Here is a 13,135-nt window from a genome sequence, read left to right as displayed (position 1 = left end):
GATTTAGTTGATTTCTCCATGTATATAGTCTCTTTCTACATTGTTTTATATCTTCTTTTAGTATATAGTAAAGCCAGTTCAAATGCAAGACATTTTACTAGAAAAGGGGTGTAAACCTTATGAAAAAGGCCATTAATGCATGGTCTGTTCCCGGCGGTATATCCTTCGAAACCATGTTTCAGCAGATTGCAGCGGCTGGCTTTGACGGAGTGGAATTGAATCTGGATGCAGACGATTCCTCCAGTCATTCTTTGACCATGGCCACCAGTGCGGCGCAGCTGGTCCAAATCCGAGAGCTGGCCAAGGCCACCGGACTCACGATCTGCAGTGTGTCTACGTCTCTATACGGCAGCAATCCCCTCGGCTCGCGCGACCCGGCAATGCGGGAAAAGGGGAAAGGCATCGTCCGGCGACAATTAGAACTCGCCAGTGCATTGGGCGCTGATGGAATTTTAGTGGTTCCGGGCGGTCTTGATCAAGACACAACGCTTCTACAGGCCCACGAAAATGCTTTCAATGCCCTTTCTTCCCTTACGTCTGAAATCAAGGCTTCGAAACTCCTCGTCGGCCTCGAAAATGTTTGGAATGGATTCTTTATGTCCCCCTTCGACATGGTATCTTTCCTTGATGCATTGGATTGCCCATCCATCGGCGCGTACTTTGATGTTGGAAACGTGGCGGTCCACTCAGAGCCAGACCACTGGATTGAAATTCTGGGAGGCCGGATCGTAAAAGTCCATGTCAAGGACTTCCTTCGCTCCCACGGGCTCTACTCCGGCTGGTTCGTCAACTTGCTGGAGGGCAGCATTCACTGGGACAAGGTCATGGAGTCTCTGCGCACAGCCGGCTATGACGGCTATCTGACAGCAGAACTTAGCGCCATGCCCCATAGCCCTACGTATCTGTATCAGATCACCTCATCCGCTCTGGATATTCTATTGCAGGCAGCGTAACGCCGCCTTGTCTACGCCGAGACCCTCCGCGCAGACAAGGGTGTCCAGGCGCTCAATGCTTGCTTACATCATTTGGCAAGAAACCATAAATCTGTTAGAGGCCCTATCCCTGATTGAAAGGCTGAAGGCAATTCGTCCAGAAGAGGCAAAACAACTGCTACCGATGCCAAATTTGCCTGAGAGAGAGATCGGAAACGGGTGAAGCGATCAATGAGTATTACTTTTCTGCCATCTCCGATCAGATGCCTGGAGCACAGCGTTATACCCGGAAAAAACGAATTGAATCCGTAAATATCAGCCTATTTCTTGTTGGCATAATTTTAAAAAAATGGCTGATGATTGTCATTAGACACTTATTCACAGCATTAAAATTCTGCCAAATCGTACATGAAGGCCGGGGATGGAAACAGTAGAGAGGCTACGGGCATGTTGCGCTGAATCTGGTGCAGGCCGCGAGGCGTCGGCAACACGTTGAAACGGAATAGGACCCTAAAAATTTTACAGTATCCAACTAAAGCAGGAGGAAGCAAAATGAAAAAATTAGCGATCATCGGCTGCGGCGGTATCGGCCGCTATCATCTGGACCATTTTTTACAATTTCGCGATATTGAACTGGCTGGTTTCTGCGATATCATCCTTGAGCGCGCGGAGGCTTTCGCAAAAGCCGCTGGCAGTGGGCAAGGGTTTACGGACTACAAAGAGATGTACGACGCAGTCCAGCCTGACATGGTCTTTATCTGTATTCCCCCTTACGCTCACGGCGACATTGAATTCGAAACCATTCGCCGGCGCATCCCATTTTTTGTGGAAAAACCCGTCGCACTCTCCCTAGATCTGGCCCACGAGATTCGCCAGCGTATCCAGGAGGCTGGTCTGATCACCGCCTCGGGTTTTCAGTGCCGGTACAGCAATCTTGTGGAGCCCACTGTAGAATTTATTCAGGATCATGAAATCGTCTTTATCGACTGCGTTCGAGTCGGCGGAATTCCCGGGACCGAGTGGTGGAAAAAGCGGGCTCTGTCCGGCGGTCAGATCGTTGAACAGACCATCCACCAATTTGACATCATCCGCTATGTCTTTGGGGAACCGGACACCGTCTTTACCATGGGCACGAAGGGCTATGTCACCGATGTGGACGGATACGACACGGAGGATCTAACCACCACCGTCGTCCGCTTCCAAAACGGGGCTCTCGCCGCCATCTCCACAGGTTGCTATGCCTCCGCTGGCGCCAGCGCTGACAGCAAGGTGACCTTTGGCGCGCGGGACAGCCGGGCAGACCTGTATATACTGGATAAGCTCCGCGTATTCGAAGAAAAGCAAGCTGCCGTGGAGGACTCCAGCCTTGTTGTCAAGGGGGATGGTGCGATGAACGGGAAGGGGACTACGGACACCGTCTACCGGCAAGAAGGCGACAGCGGTCTCCTCTGCGACCGCACCTTTATCGACGCTGTTTTGAGCGGCGATCCGTCCAAAATTCGGTCTCCCTATGAGGACGCCGTCCGCTCTCTGGCTTTTACCTTAGCTTGCAATGAATCTCTGGATACGGGCCTTCCCGTCAAAGTGAATTTGGACTGATACAAAATTTGAAACGCATGGCGAAACCTCCCAATGAGGATTCGCCATGCGTTTTTTGAGCTATTGGGCTAGCTCAGACTCAACGGCGTGAATGATCGTTTTCAGCGCCTTAATCCTGCCATATCGTTTATCATTGGATTCAATGATGTGCCACGGCGCGAATTCCGTTGACGTCATCTGGAACATATCATTGACGGCAATTTCATAGGCGCTCCACTTTTCCCGGTTCCGCCAATCCTCCTCTGTAATCTTCCACCGCTTCTCCGGCGTATTTTGACGGTCCATAAACCGGGCCAGCTGCTCGTCCTGGTCAACATGAAGCCAGAACTTGACGAGGATGGCCCCCCAGTCATGCAATTCCTTTTCAAACTCATTGATCTCTTGGTAGGCACGCTTCCAATCGTCTTCTCTGCAGAATCCTTCGATGCGCTCCACCAACACCCGGCCATACCAGGTCCGGTCAAAGATGGCGACATGGCCGGTCCTTGGAAGATTCTTCCAGAAACGCCAGAGATAGTGATGCGCAAGCTCGGTCTTGTCCGGCGCGGCGACAGGAATCACCTCGTAGCCCCGCGGGTCCAGCGCGGCTGCCACACGGCGAATATTGCCCCCTTTCCCCGCAGCATCCCATCCCTCATAGGCGATGATCAGGGGCCGCTTACTCAGGTACAGCTTGTTATGGAGCTTGGCCAATGTCTTCTGCGCTTTCTTAAGTTCGGCTTTGTAGTCCGCCTCCTCCATCCTTTTGTCCAGGTGGACCTCGGCGAGGTTGGGCATGGACACCATGGGAAAACCTAAAGGCGATTCATATGGTTTGGCCGCCGTACAGGGCTGAACCCAGGACATAACCCCATCCTCCCGATTTTGCAGCGCCGTCTCGACGGAGGTGACCAGGATTTGATAGACCGAAAGAAGTGCGCAGCGCTCATGGTGTGCATCAATCAAATGCCACGGCGCGCAGGCGGTATCCGTCTCCTGTAGATAGTGGTCATAGGCCGTCCAATATCTCTCATACTGCTTGTTTCGCTTCCAATCGCGCTCCGTCACTCTCCACCGCGTGGTTTTGTTCTCTTCCAGCTTGCGAAGTCGCTTCTCTTGTTCTTTTTGACCGATATGGAGGAAAAATTTGAGAACCACATACCCATCGTCTGCCAGCTGTCGCTCAAAAGTATTGATACTGTGCACGCGCCTTGCCACTTCGCTCTTCCTGATGTTCTCCTCCAGCGGCGCAATCATAATATCCTGATACCAGCTCCGATCGAAAATGGTGAACTGTCCGTATTCGGGCAATTTCATCCAATACCGCCAGAGCAGAGGTTTGCGCAATTCATCCTGGGATGGCTCGGTTATGGAATAGACCGAGTATCCGCGCGGATCCATGGATAGCATTACATCCGAGATGATACTGCCCTTCCCAGCGGCGCCCCAGCCTTCGAATAGAATGAGCACCGGCAGCTTCTTTTCCCGCACGGTCTGCTGTAGCATGGCCAGCCGCCGCTTTAGCTCCCTCACCTCCTGCTTATACTCCGCCTTTGGAATCTCCGTCATCAGATTTATAGAATCCAGCATACTTGCCCCTCCCAGTCGATTCGGTTATTTTTCCCTATTATACTGTACATGGGAACAACTGTCAAATAGTATGCGCACCCCAATCTCATTTCATACTAGATTACGTATAGTTGAATTTTCTATTCCACGGGAAAAGGCTTTCCCAGCTGTATTGTGCAACAGCCGGAAAAGCCTTATTTTTCTTCCGTAGAATCTGTGGCCCTGCCGCAGATGTTTGGTTTTGCATATATGATCTTTCGGATGCTGTCCGGAGAGAGACGGTATGCGTCGGAAAGCTCATCCACCGTCTGCCCTTGGTCAAACCGGTCTCGAATCTCTTGGTTGCGCTTTCTAAGATACTGCCTGGCCCCGCTGCCTTCGCCCCAGCTCTTTCGCCGTTCTTTGAGCTGCGGAATATACAGCAGGTCTCCCGCTGCATACTTCTGCACCTCTGCCAGCAGCGTCTCCGGAATGATATCATTCGCATTCTTATATTTCATTCTAACCTCTCCTCTAGCCGCGCGGCGGCGCATTGGGAGAAGAGAGGCCCACGCCCCTCCTCGTCCTTACATGTATGGGTTCCATCGCTTTAAGGACGCAATGTCGTTAGAATGAAACGGCGATCAAATCCTACTCCATGCAAGCCTCGCCGTCATTCCTCGGACATTGCATGGAGTACGCGTATGCAGAGAAAATCTAGTATCATTTGCATCCTCCTTTATTGGATCCGCATCACACGGAAGATGCTGGGCCGCACACCCGGCATGGAAGAACTCACGCGGACCACAAAGTCTTCCTCCGTGTCGGTTACTTCAAGGATATATTCCTTCCGCTCTAAGGACTCAAGGTCGAAATCCACTGGCTGCGCCAGTTTCCATCCAGCCCCTTTTGTCTCCGCCCAGACCGTCCCCTGAACCCGGTAAGGTTCATGATTCCAAAGGCGCAGAACCATCGCCTTTCCATTTTCCCGCGCCTCAACGGTAACGGCCGTGGTCACACAGGGGGGATTCTCACCGCGCAGATTCTTTTGCAGGCCGATTCCTGCCATGGAGCGCCCGCTGTAGCCCTTTCGGAATGCCTTCGAGTCTTCTGCGAGATTCCAGTCGCCCCACACCGCGTCCTGAAAATCCTCCGGGGTTGCCGATACATTCTCTTTATACAGATAGGTTCCATCCTCGGAGCCATTGGAGCGAACGTCCCACCTTGAATTGAATATATGGCTCAGAATCGCCGGTGTGTAGGGGATCTCCTCCCCGTCCCGGTACAGCGTATGAGTTTTGTCATCATAGCGATAGTGGAACTTAAAATCTGAGCAGAACACATTCCCCTGGATGAGGCCGCTGCCAGGCACCACATCCCCGTTTTTATAGCACTCGTCGATTTCCGCCAATTCCGGATATTTTTGCATGTATATGGGATCGGTGGCGCTGACCTCCACCGGGCTGGGATAGGCTTTGTTCTGTGCGTCCGTATTCTGAATGTGGTAAAACCGGTCTTTTAGAAACTGGGTTACCATTTTTCTCCATACCGGATGGTCATCTGATCCCCTGCAATCCACAAAAATTGCAGGATTGCACTTTACGAAGACATTATTTTTGACCGTGAAGTTTCGGCCGCCGCCCATCATGACTGACCGGGAGGTCTCGACGAAGTAATTATCTTCCATCACCGTTCCGGACACACAGTCATCATTGTAGATGCCCATCGTGCCCATGCCGACGCCGCCCAAGTGGTGTACATAATTATGGCAGACCCGGTTTCCACGGAATGTATAATCCCGCCCCGTGTAGATAGCGCCCGCATCCCCCGTCTCCATGACGACACTGTAGATCTCATTGTCCTCGATGGTCATGTCATTGCCCCAGTACAAAATCGCGGTGTGAGGACAATCATGGATCAAATTATTTTTCGCCGTCATCCCGACGCCTGTCATATGAATCGGAGGCTGATAGCACCGGGACCACTGGCTCAGCCGGTACATATGGTTGTTGCAGATTCTGAAATCCGCAGACTCCAGCGTCAAACGATCTCCGCCGACAGCCTCCACCCCACAGTCACCGCAGTCATGGAGAGTCGAGTTTAGGACCTGATTGTTTTTTCCCCGCAGCAAAATCACGCCGTGATTTCCAATATTGCGGATATGGCAGTTGTCAATGGTGACACCCGTACAATCCTCCACCAAAATTCCGCTGCCGCAGGCCGCTTCCACCTGCAAGTTACAGAACGTAATATCCGCGCTGTCCTTGACCGTCAAAAGTGGCTCATCGAGCAACGATAAAATGGCTTCCATCTCGGCCCCCTGAACCGGCGGGATACAATATAATTGATTCGTCTGGCGGTCAATGTAATATTCCCCGGGCTCCGTCAATTCTTCTATAATATTCAGAAAACAAAACCGCTGTCCCTTTTTGAAGGCGAAGTTGCCGTAGGGAGCCGCATTGACAATCTTGTAATTTGCAGTGTCCAGCTCCGCAACGCGCTCGTAGCTGTTGGCCCAATCCCAGCTCCAATAGCCATGGACCCAGATATCCTCGCTGGCGGACCAGGTCTTCGGTTCTTCATCGTCGTAGTAAAAACCAGCTTCCAGCTTGCCGGCCTCCTCCCCCCACTCATTGACATCCGCGTCCACAACGCCGGCAATGGTCAGGAATTCATCCTCCTTAGGGTACCGGGTGAGCCGCTGCGGTTCCCCGTCGATGAATAGCTGGGAGTGGGAGGGAACCACCGCTCGCCCATATCCGCGGGACACCATCGCCTTTGTATCTCCGATGCCATTCTCCCGCAGATCGCAGACAAGAACCGTCCCCTTGGCCTCCGGTGCGATCCTGTCGTCCTCTGCCACCTTCCAACCGGTTAACCGCTTTCCGCCAATCAGGCGTACTTTGCCCTCTCCGCGCACTGTCATGCCCGCGTGCTCTTTTCGGAGACACAGGCCCTTGTCAAGATCGTACTGCCCTTCCTGGAGCACGATCTCCACCTCCGCACCGGCATTCTGATCGAGAATCCGCTGAAGATCCGCGGTGTTTTGTACCATGTCTCTTGTAATTTGGATTGATTTCATTTCGTTTCCTTCTTTCCTACGATTTGCTTGTGTCATTGGGGCAGGATGGACGTGTAGGCCACCTGTGCGTAGACCCGATGAAAAAAATCATTGGGATGGTTGATATTGTTGCCTGTCATATCGATAAATCGCTTCTTCTTTAGCAATTCTCTCTGTACATCGCGCACGTTGGCCACGATGACGCCCTCCCGGCAGAGAGTGTCCAGGGCCTCCTTATAATCGGGCTGTTGATTGTAAAAGGGGATTCCCTCAAAGGTTAGCGCCTGCGGGTTTGGAAGGGATGGTGCGACAAGCACGAATTCCACATGGGGAGATGCCTTCCGTATCACATCCATCATCGCTTCTGTGTTCGCCGCAAATTCCTCCGGTGTACGGCCGCTGGTTCCATCATTCATGCCAAAGGCTAGGAAAACCAGATCTGGCGCGTGCACGCTGACCCTCTCTCCCACATGCTCAAGTCCCCACTTGCTGTCCATGCCAGCCTTGGAGGGGTTGTGGCAGCAGATAGCGGTATGGTACTCCGCCTCCAGATAGCGCGCGGTTAGCTCTCCCCAGGCGGGCTGCTGCGGCGCTACCCCGACACACCCGCTGGCGTTATAGCCTTCTGAGATGCTATCCCCGTAGATGATCATGGTTAGGTCCCGCTTATGCGTCAACTTTTCCGCGGTGTTGGGCAAGCGGTCCCCCTGTCTGGGCGGTATGTAGCCGGTCCACTGGCCTGGTTCACAGGTATAGGTGACGGCAATCTGCTTTTGATGGAAGGAATCGCCCTCGCTGAAATAGAGATAGCCTCCGCCTTTTTTGGGAAAGCAGGCCCCCTCCCGATACTGACTGATTTCCAGTTCTTCCTTTTCTGTTACGGGAATCCGGCTGCCCTTGGGGATAACCAGCATGTCATCCTCTAGAATCCAGTCGCGGCCAGGCTCATACTGGATGGTCAGAGCGGCGTTCTGAACGGCTGTGATCTCCTTGGGATGGCACAGGAGAGGTGCTTGGATCCGCTCTCCCTCGCGAACCATGAGGAGGGATTCGTTTTGGATGACTGTGGAAGCCCATATAGGGGTGGGCATCATCGGTGATCGTCTCCTTTGAAATGGCTTGGTTTTCTTTATCCTGGGGTATTATAGCACGGTTGGACGGGGTTGTCTAGATGGTGGGAAGGATTTTTGTGAAAAGGGTTTGAGTGAAAAAGCAGACTCTGAATTAGGTTTGGAGAGAGGGCGGTCAAAATCCGGCGCTCTCCATGGCGGCCATCCAACCTTGAATCACTATTTTCGCCATTTTTTTGGAACCAACGACAGCAGATATCGATATTGTCCAGTCAAAAATAGCATAATAAGATATGTTATTCCACACGCCAAACCTTTTATCAGGGCAGATATGATAACATGATCCACATCTATCCTTTTTATCAAAATCATGATGACACTCATTACAAGGACCATACTCAACTCAGGAAGCAAGTCTCGATAGAATTTAACAAGAGATTCGTGCAGACAGCGACGTATTAAAAAGTAGTACTCAATAACGAATCTAACAATGAAACTAACTGCAACAAAGATCGACAGTATCTCAATATTGCCAACGATTATTCCTATTACTATGCATACTATCTGAATGGGTACATAAATCACTCCACTGTAAAACCGTGTCTTTGAGTCGCCAAGACTTTTGAATACACTTGTGCAACTGGCGGCGGTCATTTGAAACCAAATAGATATGCTTAATGCCCTGACGCACGGAATCGCACTTTGCCATTGACGACCATATAGAATAAGGATAACTTCTTCAGCTGCGAAATAACAATATACAGAAAAAAATGTGCCCAACAATGAAAGCACTTTGAATATACGGATATACTTATCGTATATCGTTTTCCTTTCATTCTGATAATCAGACAAAATCGGATGTAACACGGGTGTAATCGCATAAGTCAAATAACTGACAGGGTACAACATCAAGTTGTACGCCTTATTATAGTACCCTAATGCTACTTTACCTATAAATTTGCCTGTCAATAAATTGTCCAGGTTTCGACCGAAGTAATTAAGAACTTCATATGCAAAATTAAAAATCGAATAATTCAAAATTTTCTTTATACTATTGTAATTAAAGCGTAAATGAATTCTCAATTTAACACTGCGGTAATTCCAAGCGAAAGCCAAAAAAGCTGAAACAATCGACTGAAACACAAGGGCATAATAGCGCCATCCCAATAAAGCCAATGCAATTGCCACACCATAACTAATCAATGCAACCACGACTGTGCGGATTGCGATTACAACGAACTGCTTCTCCTTCTGTAGGAGCGCATTAGGGATCATATTTATAGCATTAAAAAACAAAGAGAATGATAAGCAAACACCCAAAGTAAAATATACGCTGTCACCATACCATAATGATATAGGGTATGAACAAAGTATGAATAATACCATAAGTGCCAGTCCCAAATAAATCGTAAACGAAAATATATTGCTGATGTCATCATCATTTAAATCTTTGTTCTGTATTATGCCAGACCCCAATCCAATATCTGCAAATAGCAAAAAAAAGGTCGAAAAAACTGTAACAACGGCGACTACACCATAATCCTCAGGTGATAATATTCTTGCCAATATGGATGTAGCCAACAGATTGAAAATGACATTCGTATATTTTGCTGCCGCATTTAACAGCGTTGCTGTTTTAATCGATGTAACTTCTCTCATGTTTCCCTCTTTCTAGCCATAATCTCCGGTATGTAACGTGTAATTAGCCATGCAACGATCCCCAAAATCACAAGAGACGCCAAAAACACAAGCCACCAATTAAGTATCGCATTATTAAACCGAATTAGTTTTTTTAATACCGTAAAACATTTTATTTGAAGTGCATAATATACTAATGTATTCTTTCCTATGAATTGCAGTCCGTCTATCTTATGCATATGTCTGCATATCACTGTTAAGAATGCAATTGCACAAATTGCAGTAATAATAAATACTGGTATATTGGTATAGATACCTAAGTGAATATCAATATACATATTAGGAAAAATGAAATAGAGCGCTATATAAATCACAAAGCTGATTATAGCAATCCGCTTTTCCAATATACTCGTTATCCTATTCTCGTTCTTTCTATACAGCTCACCAATCAAGACAAATATCCCCATCGTCATTGCAGTCTCAATATGCCACGGCAATTGAATCCTCAAACTACTTAGAGTAAAGCCCAATATACACATACCGATATAGGCAATTGTCGTGGCTAAGAAATTCTCCTCAAATAAACACTGGATAATCCATGTTAAGATCTCACAGAGAATCAGGCATGAAATAAACCACAACATATCCTGGCCGGAGCCAGGAATCTGCACAAGAAATCCTATCACTCCTGCTAATATATCTGAATGAGTAAACAGCGCATCCGCAAGCAAATTAATCAGACCAAAAAAGATGAATGGGATGAACAGTGCTTTTATTCTCTTACATAGCCATTTAATATTCTTTTTCTTTGTCCCGGTAAGGTATCCAGAAACGAAAAAAAAACCAGTAAGAAAAAATGGAGAAAATAACCTATATATATAATCAGGAACCCCTAAATGGACCGCCAAAACTCCAAACATGCATAGGCCACGAAAATAATCTACCCATGCGATTCTACATTTTTCTTCATGATTGCTCACACTTATCCTCCTTTCTTAATCTGTACATGCACAATCCGATGCCTATAAATAGATTATAGAATACAATGTTATAGCTTGCTGTTCCAAAGTCTGAGAACAGGGTAAGAATCACATAGTAGAGAATGATTGCCTGCTCATAGGGCAATTTTATATATCTTTTAAGTCCGCTTACAATAACCTTTATATGCCCCCAATAGTACGACAAAAAAAATGCGATACCACCAATATCCAGTAATAAAATATAATTATTATGAGGATGCGATAGTCCATTATGACTCGCCCTGAAGTAGTTAAATGTTTGGTCAAACCCAAATCCGAAAAATACATGCTCATAGAATAATTGCAGACCCGTAATGGCCAAACGCACTCTCTCGCTAATTGACGAATCGCTTGATAAGGAACTAAATGAGCTCACCAGCGTAAGCAACCGATCACCTAGATTTCTATTTAATCCTGGTATTATATTGATAAGTTTTATCCCTACCATTAAAACAAGTACCAAAACAGCCGCATACTTAAATAGTCTAATCACATGTTTTTTATTCCTTCTGAACATATACATGACGTAAAAAAGTACTGGAACCAATATAGCTTTTCTTACACCAGAAAACAAAATCAGCAAAGAGCATTCACACAAGCCAATAAGAAGCAACGTTTTTACACGCCACCTTTGTTCTTCACTTATCACATAAATAAGAACACAGCAAATCGAAATAAGATAGTACGACAGGGAAATAGAGCTATCTATCTTTGTCCCGGTAAGCATACCATTATTTCCGAATCTGGTTAGTCCAAACTTATCATGGTATACAATTATTAGATATGTGCAGAACAAAACTCCAAAATAAGCATACATCTTAAGAAAATGTATTAAATCCTCATTATAGCGCATATTTTGTGTAACAGTATAAATAACAATGAATGAAAAGCAGATTGTAGTAAAATACGCAAAACTGGAACTGGTATATAAAGTAACTATAAAACTGAAAATAACATACACACCATACCAGATAATTGCATGATCCTTTACGATCTTCCACCTGTTATGTATCAATGTTAAACCTGCAAGTAAAATCATTAAAACCTGATCCAGTGATCCAGGAAGAATGTCTTTAAATAGCAAAACGAAACAAGATAGCGTCAACAAATATTGACTGATATATTTCCATCTTATTCTCATTTGGCTTTTTCCTCTCTTTCACCTACAATTGATTTAAGGTAATTCTCCCATTTCCTTCCTATTTCACTCGCATCAAATCGCTTTAAAGATTCCGGGCATTTATTCGCCTTTGCAATAGCCTCATCCATATGCTCGATTACATAGCAAACTTGTTTTGCAATCGACTTTGCATTCCCACATTCGGCGAGATATCCATATTCACCGTCAACCAGCAGCATACGGGCGCCTCCAGGGCTGCAGTCAGTAGCAACAATTGGAATTCCTACCATCATTGCTTCAATTACCGCGTTCGGAATTCCCTCAAAATCAGAAGTAAATAAAAAGATACTTGATTTAACCAGCTGCCTATAAACATCATTTGTGACCCCATTAAATCTGACGTTCTTGTGTATGTTTAACTGCTCGCACTGTGCTTTAACCGCCGCATTATCATATCCGCCGCCATAAACTTCAAGCACAAAATCGGAATGCACCTTTAAGATTTCACTAAATGCTCTGAACATAATATCACTACGTTTCTGAACCGGATCATATCGTCCAACATATACAATACTTTTATCCGCTTTCGTTGCATCCCACCTTGGAACATCATCTGCCGGAACTACTGGATTCGGAATAACTATCGCATGCTCAATTATATCTTTTTTAAAGAAATCACGGGCCCCTACCGTCTGGAAGACAAATCCATCACATGAGTAATACAACTTTCTTTTCAACCTGTCTCCCATACCGCGGCAATGATAAGGATCAACTCGTTCAGCCACTACCACTTTATAATCCAGCATTCCCCTAAACAGCAAGACAAAATATAGGCATGGGTCGCCCACAGAAAGCACAAGATCAAACTTCTCTTTTAATATAAGCTCATAAAATTTCCTACATTTTTTAATTAGAATCGACGTGTTCCGCTTAATTTTAGATGTAGATTCAGCAATCTCAAACGAAACGAACTTTACATTTTTGCCTAATCTATCCGTATAGTCACTATGATATACTGAACACAGAGTCACACCATTGCCCTGTTCCGTCAGATACCCTGCAAGCCAATTCATCATTTTAGATAATCCGCCATAGCGGAAACAGTCCATGACTATCAAAATATTCAACCCAATCCCACCTCGTATCCTAACTTTTTGTTATATATTTGT

The 13,135-nt window shown here is 46.8% G+C and carries 10 protein-coding genes; 2 read left to right on the top strand and 8 right to left on the bottom strand.

Translation table 11 applies throughout. The features are described 5' to 3' along the window. Positions 1–119 precede the first annotated feature (119 nt). Both H8730_RS05180 and H8730_RS05175 read left to right on the top strand, forming a co-directional pair. Positions 120–953, top strand: a complete 834-nt coding sequence (locus H8730_RS05180; protein ID WP_177719685.1) for a sugar phosphate isomerase/epimerase family protein — start codon at positions 120–122, stop codon at positions 951–953. A 531-nt stretch (positions 954–1,484) separates the two neighbouring features. Continuing rightward, complete coding sequence (locus tag H8730_RS05175; protein WP_177719686.1) at positions 1,485–2,531, top strand: Gfo/Idh/MocA family protein; 1,047 nt, start codon at positions 1,485–1,487, stop codon at positions 2,529–2,531. Between the two features lie 60 nt (positions 2,532–2,591). Here the strand turns inward: H8730_RS05175 and pap are convergent, their stop codons facing one another. From pap to H8730_RS05135, 8 genes are all read right to left on the bottom strand, one after another. Next, positions 2,592–4,100: a polyphosphate:AMP phosphotransferase gene (gene pap, locus H8730_RS05170; protein WP_177719687.1), complete on the bottom strand. Its 1,509-nt coding sequence runs from the start codon at positions 4,098–4,100 to the stop codon at positions 2,592–2,594. A gap of 173 nt (positions 4,101–4,273) precedes the next feature. Further along, complete coding sequence (locus H8730_RS05165) at positions 4,274–4,579, bottom strand: CD3324 family protein (RefSeq protein WP_177719688.1); 306 nt, start codon at positions 4,577–4,579, stop codon at positions 4,274–4,276. A gap of 218 nt (positions 4,580–4,797) precedes the next feature. After that, positions 4,798–7,140 carry a right-handed parallel beta-helix repeat-containing protein gene (locus H8730_RS05160; protein WP_177719689.1) on the bottom strand — a complete coding sequence of 781 codons (2,343 nt, stop codon included), beginning with the start codon at positions 7,138–7,140 and terminating at the stop codon, positions 4,798–4,800. Positions 7,141–7,172: 32 nt separating this feature from the next. Continuing rightward, on the bottom strand, positions 7,173–8,213 hold the full coding sequence (locus H8730_RS05155) for an SGNH/GDSL hydrolase family protein (protein ID WP_177719690.1): 1,041 nt from the start codon (positions 8,211–8,213) through the stop codon (positions 7,173–7,175). Between the two features lie 195 nt (positions 8,214–8,408). Next, a complete protein-coding gene (locus H8730_RS05150; protein WP_177719691.1) occupies positions 8,409–9,848 on the bottom strand; it encodes a lipopolysaccharide biosynthesis protein in 1,440 nt (479 codons plus the stop codon). Beyond that, entirely contained in the window at positions 9,845–10,807 is a 963-nt protein-coding gene (locus tag H8730_RS05145; RefSeq protein WP_177719692.1) for an acyltransferase family protein, read from the bottom strand. The genes H8730_RS05150 and H8730_RS05145 overlap by 4 nt, the downstream gene beginning before the upstream one ends. Further along, complete coding sequence (locus tag H8730_RS05140; protein ID WP_177719693.1) at positions 10,794–11,987, bottom strand: O-antigen ligase family protein; 1,194 nt, start codon at positions 11,985–11,987, stop codon at positions 10,794–10,796. The genes H8730_RS05145 and H8730_RS05140 overlap by 14 nt, the downstream gene beginning before the upstream one ends. Continuing rightward, positions 11,984–13,093, bottom strand: coding sequence for a glycosyltransferase (locus H8730_RS05135; RefSeq protein WP_177719694.1), 1,110 nt, complete (start codon positions 13,091–13,093; stop codon positions 11,984–11,986). Before H8730_RS05135 ends, H8730_RS05140 begins: the two co-directional genes overlap by 4 nt. Positions 13,094–13,135 lie beyond the last annotated feature (42 nt).

The sequence above is a fragment of the Bianquea renquensis genome, from assembly GCF_014384895.1.
GTDB lineage: Bacteria > Bacillota > Clostridia > Lachnospirales > Bianqueaceae > Bianquea > Bianquea renquensis.
Note: the sequence above shows the minus strand (reverse complement) of the source record. Positions and strands in the feature narration are given on the sequence as shown.